This window comes from Kribbella sp. ALI-6-A (assembly GCF_001984195.1).
GTDB lineage: Bacteria > Actinomycetota > Actinomycetes > Propionibacteriales > Kribbellaceae > Kribbella.
In genome coordinates this window covers 411,907-430,420 of the sequence record NZ_MTQN01000008.1, presented here as the reverse complement: position 1 = coordinate 430,420, position 18,514 = coordinate 411,907, and the positions used below count along the sequence as shown (strand labels likewise).

General features: G+C 70.4%; 17 protein-coding genes. 7 read left to right on the top strand and 10 right to left on the bottom strand.

All coding sequences use genetic code 11. From position 1 onward, the window contains the following. Window positions 1-32 precede the first annotated feature (32 nt). The 3 genes from BWI15_RS08015 to BWI15_RS08005 all read right to left on the bottom strand — a co-directional run bounded on the left by BWI15_RS08015 (window position 33) and on the right by BWI15_RS08005 (window position 5,564). Complete coding sequence (locus BWI15_RS08015; protein ID WP_077013658.1) at window positions 33-572, bottom strand: isochorismatase family protein; 540 nt, start codon at window positions 570-572, stop codon at window positions 33-35. Window positions 573-699: 127 nt separating this feature from the next. Further along, window positions 700-2,358 carry a family 43 glycosylhydrolase gene (locus BWI15_RS08010; RefSeq protein ID WP_077013657.1) on the bottom strand — a complete coding sequence of 553 codons (1,659 nt, stop codon included), beginning with the start codon at window positions 2,356-2,358 and terminating at the stop codon, window positions 700-702. Continuing rightward, a complete protein-coding gene (locus BWI15_RS08005) occupies window positions 2,358-5,564 on the bottom strand; it encodes a DUF2961 domain-containing protein (RefSeq protein WP_077013656.1) in 3,207 nt (1,068 codons plus the stop codon). The genes BWI15_RS08010 and BWI15_RS08005 overlap by 1 nt, the downstream gene beginning before the upstream one ends. A 227-nt stretch (window positions 5,565-5,791) precedes the next feature. Here BWI15_RS08005 and gndA point away from each other — a divergent pair, with 227 nt between their 5' ends. Then, on the top strand, window positions 5,792-7,231 hold the full coding sequence (gndA, locus tag BWI15_RS08000) for an NADP-dependent phosphogluconate dehydrogenase (protein ID WP_077013655.1): 1,440 nt from the start codon (window positions 5,792-5,794) through the stop codon (window positions 7,229-7,231). A 150-nt stretch (window positions 7,232-7,381) separates the two neighbouring features. After that, complete coding sequence (locus tag BWI15_RS07995) at window positions 7,382-7,906, top strand: DUF6319 family protein (RefSeq protein WP_077013654.1); 525 nt, start codon at window positions 7,382-7,384, stop codon at window positions 7,904-7,906. A 184-nt stretch (window positions 7,907-8,090) separates the two neighbouring features. Here BWI15_RS07995 and BWI15_RS07990 read toward each other — a convergent pair whose 3' ends face one another. Genes BWI15_RS07990 through BWI15_RS07975 form a run of 4 tightly spaced genes read right to left on the bottom strand, consistent with a single transcriptional unit; the run spans window position 8,091 to window position 10,902 of the window. Then, entirely contained in the window at window positions 8,091-8,567 is a 477-nt protein-coding gene (locus BWI15_RS07990; protein ID WP_077013653.1) for a VOC family protein, read from the bottom strand. Between the two features lie 23 nt (window positions 8,568-8,590). After that, complete coding sequence (locus tag BWI15_RS07985) at window positions 8,591-9,874, bottom strand: NAD(P)/FAD-dependent oxidoreductase (RefSeq protein WP_077013652.1); 1,284 nt, start codon at window positions 9,872-9,874, stop codon at window positions 8,591-8,593. Window positions 9,875-9,880: 6 nt separating this feature from the next. After that, entirely contained in the window at window positions 9,881-10,075 is a 195-nt protein-coding gene (locus BWI15_RS07980; RefSeq protein ID WP_077013651.1) for a ferredoxin, read from the bottom strand. Continuing rightward, window positions 10,072-10,902, bottom strand: coding sequence for a DUF2306 domain-containing protein (locus BWI15_RS07975; RefSeq protein ID WP_202817589.1), 831 nt, complete (start codon window positions 10,900-10,902; stop codon window positions 10,072-10,074). The genes BWI15_RS07980 and BWI15_RS07975 overlap by 4 nt, the downstream gene beginning before the upstream one ends. 112 nt (window positions 10,903-11,014) lie before the next feature. Between BWI15_RS07975 and BWI15_RS07970 the strand changes: the two genes are divergently transcribed. The 5 genes from BWI15_RS07970 (at window position 11,015) to BWI15_RS07950 (ending at window position 15,212) form a co-directional block, all read left to right on the top strand. Next, a complete protein-coding gene (locus BWI15_RS07970) occupies window positions 11,015-11,779 on the top strand; it encodes a TetR/AcrR family transcriptional regulator (RefSeq protein ID WP_077013650.1) in 765 nt (254 codons plus the stop codon). 114 nt (window positions 11,780-11,893) lie between these two features. Next, window positions 11,894-12,430, top strand: a complete 537-nt coding sequence (locus BWI15_RS07965) for a DUF6817 domain-containing protein (protein ID WP_077013649.1) — start codon at window positions 11,894-11,896, stop codon at window positions 12,428-12,430. A 761-nt stretch (window positions 12,431-13,191) separates the two neighbouring features. After that, window positions 13,192-13,848 (top strand): hypothetical protein, encoded by a 657-nt coding sequence (locus tag BWI15_RS07960; protein WP_077013648.1) that lies wholly within the window; start codon window positions 13,192-13,194, stop codon window positions 13,846-13,848. Window positions 13,849-14,057: 209 nt separating this feature from the next. Beyond that, window positions 14,058-14,459, top strand: coding sequence for a hypothetical protein (locus tag BWI15_RS07955; protein ID WP_077013647.1), 402 nt, complete (start codon window positions 14,058-14,060; stop codon window positions 14,457-14,459). 222 nt (window positions 14,460-14,681) lie between these two features. Beyond that, window positions 14,682-15,212 carry a glyoxalase superfamily protein gene (locus tag BWI15_RS07950; RefSeq protein ID WP_077013646.1) on the top strand — a complete coding sequence of 177 codons (531 nt, stop codon included), beginning with the start codon at window positions 14,682-14,684 and terminating at the stop codon, window positions 15,210-15,212. A gap of 81 nt (window positions 15,213-15,293) precedes the next feature. On the opposite strand, the gene BWI15_RS07945 is transcribed toward BWI15_RS07950, so the two are convergent. From BWI15_RS07945 to BWI15_RS07935, 3 genes are read right to left on the bottom strand one after another with little or no spacing between them, the layout of a single operon-like run. Next, window positions 15,294-16,007, bottom strand: coding sequence for a PIG-L deacetylase family protein (locus tag BWI15_RS07945; protein WP_077013645.1), 714 nt, complete (start codon window positions 16,005-16,007; stop codon window positions 15,294-15,296). A gap of 9 nt (window positions 16,008-16,016) precedes the next feature. Next, the gene (locus BWI15_RS07940; protein ID WP_077013644.1) at window positions 16,017-17,318 is read right to left on the bottom strand and encodes a D-arabinono-1,4-lactone oxidase; all 1,302 of its coding nucleotides are present in this window, start codon (window positions 17,316-17,318) and stop codon (window positions 16,017-16,019) included. A gap of 13 nt (window positions 17,319-17,331) precedes the next feature. After that, on the bottom strand, window positions 17,332-18,486 hold the full coding sequence (locus tag BWI15_RS07935; RefSeq protein WP_077013643.1) for an amino acid deaminase/aldolase: 1,155 nt from the start codon (window positions 18,484-18,486) through the stop codon (window positions 17,332-17,334). Between the last annotated feature and the right edge of the window lie 28 nt (window positions 18,487-18,514).

The window sequence follows — 18,514 nt, the reverse complement described above, 5'->3', positions numbered from 1 at the left end:
GCGGGGTCACCACACAGCGGCTTGTGTCCCCATCAGCCGGCGTCGGGGCTCAGCGCGGCGACGTACTCGGCGCCCGTGGTGACCGTGCCGAAGCGGGGGAAAATGTAGGAGACGGCGAAGTCGTGCGCCTTGGCGTCGAGGCCGGTCATCGCGTCGCTCAGGTAGACGGTGGCGTAGCCGTGGTCGTCGGCGGCCCGGCCGGTGGACTCGACGCCGAAGTTGGTCGCGATGCCGGCCAGGACCACGGTGTCGATGTCGCGGGAGCGCAGCGCCTCGTCCAGCCCGGTCCCGTGGAAGGCGCCGACGGTCTGCTTGACGATCTCCAGGTCGTTCGGCTGCGGCTCGAGCTCGGGCGCCAGCTCACTGCCCGCGGGCTGCACCCCCACGCCCGGGCGTTCGACGCGCACGTGCACCACCAGCCCGCCCACCGACCGGGTCGCCTTCGCGAGCGCGACACACCGCTCCAGCACCTCGCGACCGGACAGCGGCGCGGTCTGCAGCCCGATGATCCGGGGCATCAGGTCGATCAGCACCAGCGCGGTCCGCCGGGGCTCCAAGCTGAAGGTCGTCATACGCCGACCCTAGCGACTTCCACCACCGATCAACCCCCGGTGCTCGCGCGTCCGGGCGGGACTCCACGCGGGCCCGGCCCCACGCGTCAGCGCGGGACCGGGCTTGGTCGGTGGTGGAGGTCGCGCCCTAGTTCAGGCCCGCCGCCAACTGGTCGGCGTAGGCGGTGTCCTTCTCCTGCGCCGAGAAGCCGAAGCGGAACGTGCCTGCGTCGTAGGTGCCCGGCGGCAGCGCTCGCCCGCCGGGTTGCCACAGGGGTTGCCAGGCGACAGCCCCGTTCGGTGCGTCGTACCAGTGGTTGTCGGTCGACCACGCCGAGCCCGCCTTGTACGCGGTGACGACGCTGAGTCCGGGCCCTGTCGCCATCGACCACGCGGGCAGCCCCGCCACGTCGCCGTTGCGGTTGAACCCACCGGGATCACCCAGGTTCGGCAGCGCGGAGTCGACGTTCAGCGCCACCTCCCAGACCGGCGCGGTCGTCGGACCGTTCACGTTCCACCGCAGCTGGGTGTCGAACGTCTTCGCCCCGAACGCGAACGTCCAGTCCGCCGTCACCGGCTCGTCGTTGAAGCTGATGCCCTTCAACGCCAGCCGGTCCCGCCTCGACTCCACCCGGGCAGCCGGCCCGGCGGTGTCCGTCGCCCCGAAGTTCCCGACCGCCAGGTAAGGCGCGGTCGAGCGCGACGACGAGTCCAGCGCGGGCACGTACTCGCGCTGCCCGGACGGATCCACCTCGAGCTTCGTCAGCGCCGCACGAGGTGCGCTCTGGATCGTCGCCCGGTAGTAGTTCGTCGAGACGACCCGTCCTCTCGTCACCTGCAACGTGTCGAAGTCGAGCGGAGCGACGTACAGACCGCCCTTGCCCCAGCCCGCGCCTGTGACCCACCAGCTGTTGCCGTCCTGCACGACCTCGGCCGCGTGCGCCGCGATCGTGCCGACCAACTGGTCGACGGTGAACTTCAGCGGGTCCTTGCTCTTGTAGACCTTCGTCACCTCGTACCCGCCGTCGCAGCAGACGAACAGGTACCAGTCCGACCCGCGCTGCACCACGAACGGCGACTCCGTCGGCCCGCCGAACGTCCCGGTCTGCGGGTGCTCGAACGCCGTCCGGCGCTCACTCCAGTGCCGTAGGTCCGTGCTCGTCCGGTACGCGACGATGTGGTTGCCACCGGCCGGCGTCGAGTTGGCCGTGTAGTACATCACCCACTGGTCGCCCACCCGGTGCACCATCGGATCGCGCCCGTCGAACCCGTCGGTGAACAGCGGATTCGCCGCCGAGTCCCGGGTCCAGTGCACCAGGTCCGTCGACGTCGCCAAGTGCATCCGGTACGCCGTGTGGTCCGCGGTCCCGCCCGCGTAGAACATGTAGTAGGTCCCGGCGTCGTACAGCACGTACGGCGCCCAGATGTGACTCTCCCCCGCGGCCGGATCCGCCACCAGCGCCGGTGCCTGCTTGGTCCACGGCCCGTTGGGGGTCGGCGCCGTCGCGTGCCCGAAGCTCTTCTCGTCCAGCGGGTTCGCCGGCTCCGCGTGCGTGATGGCGTAGACGTGCCAGGTCCCGGTCTTGCGGTCCTGCACGAGCGTGTGGTCGTTGTAGTACCACTGCTCGTTCTCACCCACGCTCGGGTCGTACACCTTCATGAACTTGCCTGCCGCAACCACCCGGTCCACCTGCACGTACGGCGTACTGCGCACCCGGTCGTCACCGCCTCCGGCCGACGCCGGCAGGGCTGCCGCGCTCAGTACGGCAGCTCCCGCCAACGCCGCCAGGATCGCCCGGCCGCGCATCAGCCGAGCTCCAGGTCCAGGACGTCCACCCCGGCGAGGAAGTTCGTCGCCGCGGCGTTCTTGCCGGTCAGCGTGACCGACAACTGGTGCTTGCCCGCGGCAAGCGTCGCGGTGCCGAGATCAACGTTCTGCGTCCCGACGCCGGTCGCCTGGTAGCCGTCGAACGACACCGGCGTACCACCGTCGACCGCGACGTCGACGATGCCGTAGTCGGCCGCCTTGGTCAGCACCGACGACATCGTGTAGGTGCCCGCGGAGGGCACCGAGAACTCGAGCACCACCTTGTCACCCGCCTTCGTCCCGTGGATCCACAGCTGACTGCCGCCGGACCAGCTCACCCCGCAACAGTTGCCCTGCGGGTCGACCGGCACCGTCGCCGACACGGCCGGCAGCAGCGACTCGGCCTCGACCCGGAGCGTGCGGCCCGACGTCGCCTGAGCGGCCGCGGACTTCGCGCTCTCGTGCCCGGCCAGGTCGACCGCCGAGACCCGGTACGTCCAGGTCTCCTTCAGGCCGAGGCCTCGGTGTACGAAGCCCGGCACGCTGCTCGTTCCGATCAGCCGCTCGGCCGCACCGGCCTTCGCGCCGTACACCTTGTACTGCGCGATGCCGCTGTCGTCCGACGCCTCCGACCAGGTCAGTCCGATCGCGTTGTCGGTGCGTCCGGTGGCGACCAGGTTCGTCGCCGGCGCGGGCGCCTTGTGGTCGGCGTACGGGATGACGAGCGACTGTACGGCGTACGCGGCGGCGGTCCAGGCGGGTGCTCCCGCGGTCGGGCGGAGCTCGATGCTGAGCTTGGTCCGGCCGAAGGTCAGCGACGCCGGGAGCTGGTAGTTGTCGTCCAGCCAGCGCTGCCGATCGTTGCCGAGCGGCTGCAGCCAGGTCCCCGCATCCTTGCCATTGACAACTACCTGCGCCGACTGCCGGGCGAGCTTCTGGTCACCGGTCCGGCGCAACGTCACGCCCCGGTTGACGGGGTCGATCTTCACGTCGAACTTGACCGCGCCCGTGGTGGAGCGGACCTGGTCGGTCAGCACCGTGTCGTCGTGGTCGCCTTCGTAGACCGACGTCAGGTCCGCGGTCTGCGCGCCCGGGTCGGTGTAGTTGTGCTGCGTCCGGCTGGTCGCGGAGCCGGTGTCGATGCGGTCGGTCTCCCGCGCACCGAACTTGTTGTTCGCCCCGGCGTACAGGAAGGCCGTCGAGCCGTAGATCGCCGCGTGGTCGTTCTGCTGGCCGTGCTCGATGCCGAAGGTCAGCTGGTTCTGGAAGTCGATCGCGTCGGTGATGTGCAGCCGCCAGGCGCTGTCGCACTCGACGGCGCAGGCGCCCAGCCGCACCTCGTGCCCGGAATTGCCGTGGAACGGGGTGGAGTAGGTGCCCTGGTTGAAGTACCAGCCGGACTCGTAGTAGTCCTCCGTGCCGGTGCCGTAGATCGCCGGAGTGCGCTCGCCGTCGACGTAGACCCGCTCGTCGCCCTCCAGGTAACCGCGGGTGTTGCCGTCCGGCTGCAGGCCCTCCATGGTCTGCGAGACCCCGACGAACTTGCCGCGCCCCGTGGTCTCGGCGATCGTCCAGTCCTTGCCCATCACCGCTTCGCCGCGGTGCGAGATCGCGGTGAAGTAGCCGCTGCGCCCGGTCACCAGGTCGACGGCCGCACCGGCGTCGCGGGCCGACGTGACCTCACCCTGACCGGTCAGCCGGTACGACGAGTTGTTGACGAGCGTGACGGTTGCCTTGGCCAGGTAAGGCATCGGCCACCAGGCGGAGTACCAGCCGTCGGGGTCCATCGCGAAGTACAGGCTGCGGACCGGATTCTCGCCCAGACCCGAGCCGAAGAACTCGCCGATCGGGGCGTTGACCCGCTGCTTGCCGTCGACGGTGACCTGGACGCGGACACCGGCGAGCAGCGCGTCGGACGACTTGACCCGCTCCAGGTCCTCCGGCGTCGCGGCGTACGGCATCGAGTTGCGGCCGCTCCAGTTCTGCTGGGTGATCGCATACTGGTGCGCCTGCTCCTCGGCGGGGTGATCCGGACCGAGATCGAGGGTGTCGGTGCGCTTCGCGGTCCCGCCGACGATCGAGTCGGCCCAGTAGGTGAACTCGTTGAAGTCCAGGTCGGAGGAGACGAACTGGTTGCGGATGCGCAGCTGCGACTTGCCGGCGGTCAGCGCGGCCGGCAGCTCGAGCACCTGGTCGAACCACTGCGCCCCGTCGGCCTTCAACGGCGCCCACTCGCCGGCCTCGACCCCGTCGACGAACACCTTCGCCCGCTGGTTGCCGATCTTGAGGTCCATCCGGCGGATCAGCTTCACTCCGGTGTTGGCCGGGTCGACCTTCATCGTGAACTCGCTGGTCCCGACGTGCGCGCGGCCGTCGTCGGAGATGCTCGGCAGCTCGAGGCCCTTGATCTGCGGGAACTTCAGCCGCAGCGCGCTGAGCTCGCCCGGACCGGTCACCTCGGCGAGTTTCACCTGGGCGCCCGGCGCGAGATCGACCGCCTTGCCCGTCGTCCGGGCGCCCGGCCGCGCCGGCTTCGGGTCCTTGGTGCCGGCCGCCTTCAGCAGCGCGACGACATCCTCGGCCTTGTCGGCCGGGTCGAACGTGCGGACCCCGGTCGCGTCCGGGAACTCGCGGTAGCCGACGTGGTAGAAGTACGGGTTGCTCTGCACGGTGACCTTCATCGAGCTGCGGTACGGCATCGGCACCCGGATGTAGACACCGCCGGAGGTCTCCAGCGCGTTGGCGACCAGCGGGAAGACGAACGGCGCGCCGAGCTTGCCGTCGACCACGTCCTGCAGGGAGGCGTCGACCACCTTGCGGCCGTCCAGCTCGATGGTGATCTTGCCGGTCGCGCGCACGTCACCGCCGTCGCGGGTGAACCAGATCGTGCCGATCTCGCCCGGACCGGCGTCCTCGGCGAGCACGCAGCCGGACGCGTCGGTGCGCAGGCAGGAGTAGGTGCCGTCGAAGCCGTCGTTGTTGGTGCCGTCGCGGCCGAAGCTGGAGAACTGCTTGGTCCGGACGCCGGTCTGCAGCTCCGGCAACCGGTCGAGCCGGCGGTAGACGTCCCAGCCGACCGGGCCGTTGCCGCCCTGCGCGGAGGGCGCGGCGTTCGTCGTACCGGTGGCTGAGGCGGTCGCGGCGACGGGGAGAACGAGGACTGCTCCGAGCAGAGCCGCGGCGGTACGGCGCAGCAGGCTGGTCATAGGCGGAGACCTTCCGGAGAGACTGGGAAATCGATTTCTCAGATGTCTACCACCGGCGTCCGGTGCTTGAGAAGGGCTCGCAGCGCTGGAATTTCGGAATGTCCGGGCCGATTTCGGAATGAACCGGGTGATCCACCAGTTGGTCACCCGATGGGCCGACGTGTTGCCAGGGGCGACAGACTGGACCCGCACGCCGAACGTCCAGTCCTCACCCGCAGGAGACACCGATGAGTTCTGCTCCAGCCCAGATCGCCGTCACCGGCCTCGCCGTGATGGGCCGCAACCTGGCCCGCAATCTGGCCCGCAACGGCTTCCGCGTCGCCGTCCACAACCGCTCCCAGGGCCGGACCGACGCCCTGGTCGAGGAGTTCGGCCACGAGGGTGAGTTCGTCCCGGCCGCCGACCTGCCGGCGCTGGTGGAGTCGCTCGAGACGCCGCGCAAGATCATCATCATGGTCAAGGCCGGCGAGCCGACCGACGCGGTGATCGACGAGCTGGTGCCGCTGCTGGACGAGGGCGACATCGTGGTGGACGCCGGCAACGCGCACTTCGCCGACACCCGCCGCCGCGAGGACGCGCTGAAGGCCAAGGGCCTGCACTTCGTCGGCGCCGGCGTCTCCGGCGGCGAGGAGGGCGCACTGAACGGGCCGAGCATCATGCCCGGCGGCTCGACCTTCGCCTACGCGGCCCTGGAGCCGATGCTGACCAAGATCTCGGCGCACGTCAACGGCGAGGCGTGCTGCGTGCACGTCGGCCCGGACGGCGCCGGCCACTTCGTCAAGATGCTGCACAACGGCATCGAGTACGCCGACATGCAGCTGATCGCGGAGTCCTACGACCTGCTGCGCAACGTGCTCGGGCTGTCCGCGAGCGAGCTGGCCGACGTGTTCCGCGAGTGGAACAGCGGCGACCTGGAGTCGTTCCTGATCGAGATCACCGCCGAGGTGCTGTCGCAGGTCGACGATTCGACCGGCGGGCCGTTCGTCGACGTCGTCCTGGACCAGGCGGAGCAGAAGGGCACCGGCCGATGGACGGTGCAGGTCGCGCTCGACCTGGGCATCCCGGTCAGCGGTATGGCGGAGGCCGTCTTCGCCCGCTCGCTGTCGGGTGACGTCGTACGGCGTGAGGCCGCGGCGGGCGTGCTGCCCGGCCCGGCGAACCCGAAGGTCGAGGTGGACCGCGACGCGTTCATCGAGGACGTGCGGCACGCGCTGTACTCGTCGAAGCTGGTCGCGTACGCGCAGGGCTTCGACGCGATCCGCGCGGCCAGCGACCAGTATGGCTGGGACATCGACCTGGGCGCGATGGCGAAGATCTGGCGCGGCGGCTGCATCATCCGGGCCCGCTTCCTGGACCGGATCAAGGAGGCCTACGACCGCGACGCGAACCTGCCGTCGCTGCTGGTCGACGACTACTTCAAGGAAGCCGTCGCGAACGGCCAGGAGGCCTGGCGCCGCGTCGTCGGCGTCGCGGCCGCGGCCGGCGTTCCCGCTCCGGGCTTCTCGGCCTCCCTGTCGTACTACGACGGCCTGCGCGCCGAGCGGCTGCCCGCGTCGCTGATCCAGGGTCTGCGCGACCTGTTCGGCGCGCACACCTACCACCGCGTGGACCGCGAGGGCGCGTTCCACCTCGACTGGTCCGGCGACCGCAAGGAACACGACGCCTGAATTGCCTTGGGGGCGCCTGCCGGTGGCAGGCGCCCTCGTTGTTTGACGCGGCAGGGGAATTGGCCTTGAGATCGAACATGTGTTCTACTGTTCTCTCAGCGCCAGCCCGCTCCGGCGGGGACATGTTCACCCAGGGAGATCGCCGCAACGATGACCGTAAACACTTTTGCAGCTGAAGCCCAGACCGACGCCGTCGACACTCCCGCCGAGGCGCTCGACTCTCCGGCCGGCAGCACCGTGACGGACACCGTCACCTCCCCTGAGGCCCCGTCGTCCGACGCCGTCTCGGACGCCGACGCGACCCCGGCCGCCGACGCCTCCTCCCCGGCCCCCGGCGAGGCCACCTCCGCCCCGGTCGCCGAGAAGCCGAAGAAGGCGCCCGCCAAGAAGGCGCCGGCGAAGAAGACCAAGACCCTCGAGCTCACCCTGACCGTCACCGGCACCGCCGACGGCGAGTGGAAGGCCGAGCTCAAGCAGGGCAACAGCTACATCGCGAAGAACCTGCTCGTCGCCGCCGCAGCCGTCTCCCGCGCCGCCAAGGAGCTGCACGAGGACCTGTCCGGCCCGATCGACGAGGTCATCGACGCCGCCCGCGAGCAGCAGGCCGCCAAGGTCGCCGCCCTGGAAGCCGAACTCGAAGCCGCCCGCCGAGCCCTCGCCGAACTCGACGACTGACCCCAGCACCACCCCGCCGCAACCCTGCGGCCTCCCGATCCCCGCAGCCGACCCGCGGACTTCCCCCGCACCGGCCGTGGCCCTCTGGGTGGGGGTAGAGGCGTCCACCCCCACCCGGACGCACTGAGGAGCATGCCGGGCCGTTTCCCAGGAAACGGCCCGGCATGACGCGTGCCCAAGCCGGTCAGCTGGTGAGCGTCCGGATCACTGAGGCGCGGGCGCAGGCGTCGACCAGGCCTTGGATGCTGATCTTGGTCATCGCGTGCAGGGCGGTCAGGATGCGTTCGGACGCGTCGGGTTCGGCGTCGGTCAGAAGCTCGCCAAGGGTCCTGGGGATGATCTGCCAGGTCACGCCGAAACGGTCGGTCAGCGAACCGCCCGGGCCTGGCTCGCCGCCGTCGCTGAGTTCCGCCCACACCGTGTCGATGTCTTCCTGGGTGTCACAGGTGACGTACAGCGACAGCGCGGGGGTGAACGGCAGCCGGCTTCTTCCGTTGTAGGCGACCAGGCGCTGCCCGGCGAGCTCGAAGACGACCGTGGTGACCCGGCCGTCCGCCGCGCGCTGCCGGTCGAGGATCTTCGACGCGGGGAGCACCGACGTGTACAGCTCTGCGGCCTCCTCCGCCTGGTCGTCGAACCACAAGAACGTGCTGACCTGCATGAACCTGTTCCTCCGAAGGGTTTTCACGGTCCGACGAGAGTGGGTCGGGGCGCGCCGTCGGCGACCAGTTGGCGGAGTTCGCGCAGTTCGCGCGGCGGGCAGTTCCAGCCGAGTACGCCGACCACTGTGTCCTGCTCGACGAAGGCGGCGGCGAACCTGCGGTCCGCGAGGTCTCCGCGCACCACCGTCATCTCGGCGTCCGGGGGGAAGATCCCGTAGGCCTGCAGGCGTACGTCGTACTGGTCGCTCCAGAAGTACGGGACGGGAGCGAACGGCCGGTCCGCGCCGAGCAGGTTCGCGGCGACCGCTGTGCCCTGCTCGGTCGCGTTGAGCCGGTGCTCGATCCGCATCCGCCGGTCGAAGCGCGGGTTGTGCCAGGACGCCACGTCACCCGCGGCATAGATCCCGGGCGCCGCCTGACACATCGCGTCACACTCGACGCCGTTGCCGACCGCGAGGCCCGAGTCCGCGAGCCACTCCGTCGCCGGGACCGAGCCGATCGCCACGACGACCACGTCGGCGTCGAGCACGGTCCGGTCGTTCAGCTCGACGCCCGTCACCCTGCCCTCGGAGGACACGAACCGGGACACGCCCGTGTTCATCCGCAGCCGTACGCCGTGGTCGCGATGGGTCTGGCCGACCAGGTCCGCGATGCGTGCGCCGAACTGACGCTGCAACGGCGCCGGATGCGGATCGACCAGTGTGACGTCGAGCGACATGCCGCGCGCTACCGCCGCGATCTCGGAGCCGAGAAAGCCGGCGCCGACGACAACCACCTTCGGGCCACTTCGCAACAGCGTGCGGAGCGCCAAGGCGTCGTCCAGGGTCCGCACGGTGTGCACCCCGGCGAGGTCGCTGCCGGGCAGGCGTCGAGGACGAACCCCGGTCGCGATCACCAAGGCATCGAAGCCGAGCTGGTCCACCGGGGGCACGTCCAGGCTGACGGCAGTCTCTCCCGGCTGGACCGTGCCCAGCCCGGCCACGGCCTCACCCAGCTTGGGCGTGCTCAGCCCGGCCGCAGTCTCCGCGAGCCGGAGCGTGCGCCGGGAAGCGTCCAGGCCGACGGCGGTCTGGCCCAGCCTGAGGTCGGCGTCCAGCCGGTCGATCGCCGGCTCGTCGCGGAGCACTACCCGCTCCGGCTCCCACACCCCGGACAGGACCTGCTTCGACAGCGGCGGCCGGTCGTACGGCGGCCGCCGCTCCCCCCCGATCAGGGTGAGCTTCCCGTCGTACCCCTTGCTGCGGAGGGCTTCCACGGCGGCGAGTCCCGCGGCCGACGCGCCGACCACCACGACATGGCGAAGCATCGGCCGTCAGCCCTCGACCGTGATCGCGAGCGCGGGGCAGCCCGCCGCCGCGTCCTGGACGTCGAACAGCCGATCGTCGGGCGGGCTGTCGTCGAGCACCACCACGATGCCGTCCTCGTCGCGCTGGTCGAACACACCCTCCGCGGCGAAGACGCACTGCCCGGACGCGACACACCGGTCCTGATCCGCGAACACCTTCATCGGCCTGCTCCCTGGCTCGTCGGGCCGGCGGCACCGGCGGCGGCTTGGTTCGACGGGCCTGCAGCGGCACCGGCGGCGGCCGGCTTCGCCGTACCGGCAGGGGCACCGCCGGCGGCGCGGCGGGCGTTGGGCTTGCGGCGGTCGAGCAGCCAGTCCGCGAGCAGCAGCGTGAGCAGTGGACTGAGCCAGACACCGATGCTCGTCGCGGTGTTCTGCATCAGCTGCTCGTTGCCACCGAAGGTGCTGTCCACCTTCGGCGTCAGGATGATCATGGCCGGGATGTTGATGACTCGGCTCAGCGGGATCATCATCACGAGCGCGAAACTGCGCGACATCCACCGTCGGTGCTCGTCGTACCGGCGCTGGCGGGCCAGCCGGAACGCGGCGACCGTGACGACGAGCCAGAGCGTCGATCCGACCAGGTTGGCGACCCGGACGGACGGGCCGGCCGAGGTGTACCAGCCGATGTACAGGCCGAGCAGCGCGGCGGGGATCACGGTGAAGACGTAGACCCGGCCGGCGATGCGGTGCCCGCGCCGGTGCTTGTTGCGGAACGCGGGCCAGACCTGGAAGCACGCGATCGTCATGCAGACCGTGCCGAGCAGGACGTGCGTGACGAGGAACGGGTAGTAGAGGTCGTTGCCCGCCGGCGGCTCCAGGCGCGAGTTGGCGGGGTCGAAGGTCAGGTAGGGCGGCACGGAGAACGCCAAGAACGCCGCCACCGCGAACATCAGCGGCGCGATCCAGGTGCGGCGCCACCAGACCGGCTTGCGTCGCCGCGGTGGCGGTGTCGGTGTCGCGGAGGGTGCGTTCAGGGTCGAGGTCATGTCGGTCCGTTCGGTGGTGGAGGCTTGCCGAAACTATGTATAGCATACATAAAACGTACAACGTACATAGATTTAGAATGGCGCGGGAGAACGACCGACAACGGGATGGTGGATGACCGCACGCGACGGCAAGGACCCGGACCTCCGGCGCAGCGTCACGCTGCTGTGGTCGGGACGGCCCGAGGGGCAGCGCGGTCCGCGGCGCCGGCTCACCGTGGAAGGCATCGCGCAGGCGGCGGTCCGGATCGCCGACGCCGACGGGATCGAGGCGCTGTCCATGCAGCGGATCGCCGCCGAGCTCGGCTACTCGACGATGGCGCTCTACAACCACGTTCCGAACAAGGACCTCCTGCTGGAGGTCGCCGCCGACCTCGGGGCCGGCCCGCCGCCCGACCTCGACCCCGACGACCACCGGCTCGCGGTCCGCGGGTGGGTCGACGCGCTGTGGAGCGGTTTTCGGCGACGACCCTGGATCCTGCGGGTGCCGCTCGACCACGCACCGATGGGACCTCACCAGCTCGCCTGGCTCGAGCGCCTCCTGCGCGCGCTGCTGGCAGCCGGCCTGGCCGGCGCCGAGGCGAGAGCGGCCGCGCTGCACCTGACCGCGGTCGTCCGGGGCGCGGCGCAGATCAGCCTGAACACGGCGAGCACCGACGACGGACTCCTGCGCACCGAGGCCGACGTGGAGCAGCTCGTCGGTGAGTACATCGACGCGGAAAGCTTCCCTGCGCTGACCGCTGTCCAGGCGGCCGAGGGTGCGAGCGGCCAACGGCAACGTGAACCGGCCGACGGGCTGCCGTTCGAGCTCAGCTTCGGAGTGGACCGGTTCCTGGACGGCATCGAGAGCTGGGTGGCGGACCAGAAGCGCCAGAGCTGAAGCGTGTGACGTAGTCGGCGCGCCGTGTCCTGGGCAGGGGGATCCCGCGCGCCGTACCGTGTTTGCTCTGGGTTCACCTTCCGGGCCCTGACCGCTCCGAACAGAAGAGGTCAGATGAGCACCTTCCAAGACCTGGGATCGCTCCTGCTGGTTCGCGGCGCCGACGAGCTGGACCACGCCGGGGGCACGCTCTACGTCCACCTGCACCGCGTCGCCAAACGCCTCAGCACCCTCGGCGCCTCCGACACCCTCGTCCTGGCCGGCCTGGCCCACGCGGCCTACGGCACCGACGGTTTCCCGACCCACCTCTTCGACCACCGCGAAGAACGCCCGGTCCTGGAAGCAGTCATCGGTCCCGAAGCCGAGCTCCTCGTCTACCGCTACGGCTCCTGCGAACGCGAAACCACCTGGCGCGACCTCGCCGAGCACCGCACCGTCACCGACCGCTTCACCGGTACGTCCGAGGAGCTCACCACCGCCGAACTACGCGACTTCGTCGACCTCACCATCGTCAACGAACTCGACGTCCTGGACCACGCCCCGGATCTGGCCGGCAAACTCCGCCCGTACCTGCAGGAACTGATCCCCCGCTGGCAGTCCTTGGCGTCCCCCGCGGTCCTCGCCGACGCCACCCGAGCCCTGGAACTCTGACCCATAACCCGCACCGGGACACCGACGACGATGCCCGCGAGCAGCTCACCGCCTTCGTAGCGGCGTGCGGGCCCCACGTCCACTCCGCCTGCACTCCACCTCCTCCCCGCCTCAGCATTTGGATGGCCACCCCCTGCGGTGGTGGGTTCTACGGCCGCATACCGCCATGGAACCCACCAGGTCGACGGTGAACGTCGGAAAGTCGACGGTGAACGCCCGCGGCCAGGTGAACCGCGTCGCCTGGCCCGCCGCGCCGGCGGAACAGATGGACCGTCACCCGTCCGCATCTCGCGGCGACGATGCGGCCTTTCCCGGCGTTCCGGGCAGGCCGGCATTGTCGAGGGTGCACGGTCCGCGCCGGTTCCCGATCGACCGACAGCGACGTCAGGTACGCCGGCGTCGGTGCCGATCAACGCGCAGGAGTCCGCAACTCCCGGCGGAGCTCGGAGGGCAGCGCGGCGCGGACCCCGCGGCGTACCGGGTGACCCGGGTAAGGGCGGTGGAGGTGGCGAGCCCAGCGGTTGGCTTCGGTGCGATCGCTCGGGCGGCGTGACGATGCCGCGGCGGGCTTGGTGGTTGCCGCGGGTTCGGTGGTTCGCCGCGGGCTCGGTGGTTCGTAGCCGATTGTCAGACGCCCGCGATCCGCGTCGAAATGCCGTCGCATCCCCGCGCTTCGGCCGTACGGCGTCCGTGGCCGGGCTCAGCGGTCTCGTCTGCTTGCGGGCTCACGCGATGTCGGTGGCGGCGGCTAGCTTCAGCGGATGAGCGCTCCCTGGACCACGACGTTGGCCACCGTCGCCGAGCAGCTGAACGGCCATCGCATCGAGTGGATGCTTCTCGGCAGCGCGGCGACAGCACTCCGCGGCGCGGCGATCGTTCCCGGCGACATCGACATCGCGATCCGCACGGCCGAGGACGTCACCCGTGCGGCGGCGGTCCTGCCGACGCCGGATGCGCGAGGTGCTGATGAGTCAGGGCCAGATGTGTCAGGCCAAGGACCGGACTGGTTCAGCACCACGGCCGAGCCGGTGCTGCGATTCGACCGGCCCGGCGAGCGGTGGACGTTCGGCCTGTGGATGATCGGCGGCGTCAAGGTCGAACTGGCCCACATCGACGCGCCCGCCGTCGCCGCCTTGATGCTCGAGGCCCGCTCGCCGCTGGTGTGGCAGGAAGCGGAGATTCTCGAGTACCACGGGCAACCCGTCCCCACCGTCCCGATCGAAGTGCAACTCGCCACCATGGTCGCCAGGCAGCAGGACTCCCGCATCGACGCGACCATCGCCGCCGTCGACACGACTCGACTCAACCTGCCGCTCCTGCACCGCGCGCTTTCGGACAAGCAGTCGGAAGTCCCCGCCATGACGGTTCCCGAATCGCTACAGCGTCTACTCGCGAATCCTGCGACTGCGCCCGACTGAGCCCTGCCCAACAGCGGGAGAGGGCGGCGCGAACGACACCGGGCTCGGCATGCCGATTGGCGCTAGGAGGGTGAGGGCTACGAGTGCGGTGCGGCGTCGGGGTCCGACATGGTCTTGCGTCTCCTGCGTGCGCAGCCCCCGGAGAACGAGTGTGGCAGGTCGGGCAACGTTTCCTGGAAAACGGCGGTCGGGCGACGCATGATCAAGGCATGGCCCAGTACGAAGTGATCGCCCGCACCCGGCTCGACCGGCGCCTGACCACGTCCGCCTACCTTGACCTGGCCCTCGACTCCCCGAAGCTCGACAAGGCGATGCGCTTTGCCCGGGTGGAGGATCTGCCCGACGGGCAGGTGGCCGTCGTACTGCGGCACAAGTCCAGCCCGCGCAAGCACGACCAGGCCGCGGCGACGGCGCAGCGTACGCTCGCGCAGCTCGGCATCCCCGCGACCCAGGTCCAGCAGCTCGACCTCGTCAGACTGACCAAGCACGGCCGCGCCCTCGTCCGTTCGTGGACGCAGCGCCCGGGCGATCCGTCTGGTGACCGCGAGCCGCGTACGCCACAGCCGTCCCCGCCGCACCTTCGCGCGAGCAAGGAGCTTCCACACAGCTGAGCCACGGCCTTCCGCGCAGCTGACCGAGGACTACTTGTCCACACGGCTGACGCCGGCGGCACGGCGGTGCTACTTTGTGAGTGGCTTGGTGCCGCCTGCCGCTCGCGCCCTTCGGGGTTTGGTGAAGCGCACTGTCGGGAGAGCTGCCGTCTCGGTTTCTGACGCGGTCTGAAATCCGTCAATGCGAGCACCGGACTGGTTGGGCCGTGTGGAAGGCCGAGTATGGCTGTCGACAGTGTTGAGCACGCCAAGAAGCTGGCGCGGAAGCTGCGCGGAGACCTGGCCGCGGCCGGGGTCGACATCTCGCACAGCCTCGCGCTGGAGCTCGTCGCGCACCAGCAGGGCGCCAAGGACTGGAACATCCTGGCGGCCGCCGGACATCCGTCGGAGGCCGGCCCCGCGGTGCCTGTTCTGCGCGTGATGTCCGTGGACGTCGCGCTGCCCTTCTACGTCGACTATCTGGGCTTCCGCCTGGACTGGGAGCACCAGTTCGAGCCGGGGCTGCCGAAGTACGTCCAGGTGTCGTGGTCAGCGGCCAAGCTGCACCTGTCTGAGCACCACGGCGACGGAAGCCCGCACGGTGTGGTGTGGATTCCCGTTGCCGACGTCAACCAGTTGCACCAGCAGTTGCACGCCCGGCCGAACGCGCCACTGCGACCGGGCGTCGACGTCGACGCGCCCGGCGGACCGACGCTGGAGGTCATCGACCCGTACGGCAACGTCCTGCGGTTCGCCCAGCCCAGTCCGAGCTGACCCGCCGACGACTCGGGCCCTCTGAACCAGCACGTCGGCTAGGCCAGTCCCGCGCAGCAGGCGGAAACTGGCCGCCACACCCTACGGCGTGAACACCTCAAAGGCTGTCGCGAACGGCGTACCCAGCCGGGTGCCCGCGGCCCGCGACACGCCTTCGAGGAACTCCGCCGGGTCGAAGTGCGGCCAGTTCAGCCCGTCGATGTACGCCTTGTGCGCGCGCAGCGAGTCGACGCCGATCTCGAATGTCTCGGTGGTGTCCACCCCGTGCTTGCTCAGCGGCGACCCGGCCGCCCACACCTGCCGGACGCCGGCCCACCGCTCGCCGACCTCGGGGAAGATCCACCGGTTCGCGGCATCCCGTACGGCGTCCAGCGTGGCCCGTCCGGTCGCCATGTGGTCCTGCTGGTTGAGCAGGACGTCGCCGTCCCACGTCTCGCGGAAGTTGTTCGTGATGACGATCTCCGGCTGGTGCCGGCGGACCGTCTCGGCGATCAGCCGGCGCAGCGCGACGCCGTACTCGATCGTCCCGTCGGGTTGCCCGAGGAACTCGACCGCGCTGACGCCGACGATGCGCGCCGACTCGATCTGCTCGGCCTCGCGCAGCGGACCACACTCGGCCGGCGCGATCCCGTCGATGCCCGCCTCGCCGGAGGTGAGCAGGACGTACACGATCTCCTTGCCCTGCGCGGTCCAGCGCGCGATCGCCGCCGCCGTCCCGAACTCCAGGTCGTCGGGGTGCGCCACCACGGCGAGCGCCTTCTGCCAGTCCTCGGCCACGGGTTCCAGTGCAGTCATGCCCGCAGGCTAGTCTCCGAAGACCTGTCGCGTGTAGGGGTTTGCGAATGCCCGTCCCGGGTCCAGCCGGTCGCGCACCGCGAGGAAGTCGCCGAAGTGCGGATAGAGCTCCGCGAGCCGGGTCGCGTCGAGCGTGTGCAGCTTGCCCCAGTGCGGCCGGCCGCCGTACGCCGCGACGATCTGCTCGAAGGCCGTGAAGTACCGCCCGTGGTCGAGCCGGTGGTACTGGTGGATCGCGAGGTACGCCGTCGCCCGCCCCTGCGCGGTGGACAGCCAGATGTCGTCGGCCGCCGCGACCCGCACCTCGATCGGGAACGGGAACCGCTCCCCCGACCGGTCGATCCAGGCCCGCAACTGCCCGAGCACCTCAACCAGGTGCTCCCGCGGTACGGCGTACTCGGACTCGCGGAACACCACGTTGCGCTCCGAGCAGAACACCTTGTACGACGCGTCGACGTACTCGCGCGCCGACAGCGCCCGGGTCGCGATCCGGTTGATCCGCGGTACCAGCGCCGGCCTGCGGACCGCGAGCCTGTTGGTCAGCTCGAAAACCTTGTTGGACAGCAGTTCGTCGTCCACCCAGCCGCGGACCCGGCCGACCGGCGAAGGGCCGACGCCGGCCGCGACCCGGTTGTTGCGCTTGGTCAGCGCGACGTCGGTGTGCGGGAACCAGTAGAACTCGAAGTGGTCGTTGCCATCGGCAAGCTCATCGAACCCGGCCAGCACCTCGCCGAGCGGCAGCGGCATCTCCTGCGCGCGGAGCAGGAACGCCGGCACGCACTGCAGGGTCAGCGAGGTGATCACGCCGAGCGCGCCGACGGAGACCCGCGCGGCCGCGAACACATCCGGGTTCTCGTCCGCGGAACACTGCAGCACCGAGCCGTCGGCGGTCACCAGCTCGAGGCCGACCACCTGGGTGGCCAGTCCGCCGAGCTTCGCGCCGGTCCCGTGGGTGCCGGTGGAGATCGCGCCGGAGATCGTCTGCTTGTCGATGTCGCCGAGGTTGGCCATCGCGAGGTCGAACGACGCCAGCCCGGCGTTCAGCTTGGCCAGACCGGTGCCGGCGCCGACCGTGACCCGGCCCGACGTCCGGTCGGCGGCCTGGATCGCGGACAGCCCGTCGAGCCGGACCATCACTTGCTCCGGGACCGAGCAGCCGGTGAAGGAGTGGCCGGAGCCGACCGCCTTGAGCTTCTTGCCCTGCTCGGCCGCGGCCTTGACCGCCGCCGCGACCTCGTCGGTCGAGGCCGGCCGCAGCACCTGTACGCCGGTCGCCGACTCCGTGCCCGCCCAGTTCCGCCAGGTGCTCATCAGACCGTCCAGCTCATCCGAAGTTCTTCCCTTCGCCGCGGTAGCTGACCAGCTCGGTCAGCTCGTTGCCGTCGATCGCGTACAGCCGGTCGAACCGCTCCAGCATCTCGCCCGCCTTCGCGTAGCGCATCCACACCCGGTCGCCGATCTTCAGGCCGCGCGCGTGCTCGCCTTCGACCGGAGTCTGGACCTCGCCGGCGCCTTCGGTGCCGAGCAGGCGCAGCCCGATCGGCCACGCCGGCGCGGGCAGGCGGGACTTCTTCGCCGGGCCGGACGCGACGTACCCGCCGCCGAACAACGTCGCGATCCGCGGCGTGGGCCGCCGGACGACGCCCAGCGCGTAGGCGACCGCGGGCTCCGGCTGGAACACGTCGTACTTGTCGAACAGTGTCGGACCGTAAAGACCGGAACCGGCGGTGACCTCGGTGACCGAGGGATCCGCGCTGCTGATCTCGATGCTTCCGGTGCCGCCGCTGTTGACGAGCTGGAGCGACGCGACCTGCTTGACCGCGTCGACGACCGCGCCGCGCCGGTCGGACAGCTCGGCCGCCGACCGCCGCTTCACCCAGCGAACCGCGGGCGACGTGTCCGGCAGCCCGGCGATCTGCGCCTCGTAGAACATCACCCCGACGAGCTCGAACGCGTCGTCCGCCGCGACCTGCCGGGCCAGCGCGAGCACCTGCTCCGGCGTTCGCAGCGGAGACCGCCGTACGCCGAGATGCTGACCGAAGATCCGCAGGGAGGCGTCCACGTCCAGGCAGACCCGGAGCCGTTCGCCGCCGCCGGTGACCTGCCTGATGTAGGCCAGGTGCTCGACGTCGTCGACCATCAGCGTGATCCGGGCGGCCGCCTCGGCGTCGCCGGCCAACTCCCGCAGCGCCGCGCGGTGCACGGTCGGATAGCCCATCAGGATGTCGTCGACTCCGTTGCGCGCCAGCCAGAGCGCCTCGGGCAGCGCGTAGCTCATCACGCCGTGGAAGCCCGGCCGCCGCAGCGCCTCGGCGATCAGCGCGCGACTGCGCACCGACTTGGACGCGACCCGGATCGGCACGCCCGCGGCGCGGCGGACCAGGTCGTCCGCGTTCCGGCGGAAGGCGGCCAGGTCCACCACCGCGAACGGCGGATCCAGCTCGGCGGTCAGCCGCCCGTACCGCTCGAAGTCACCCATGCCGGGAGTTTAGGCGGATCAAAAACTG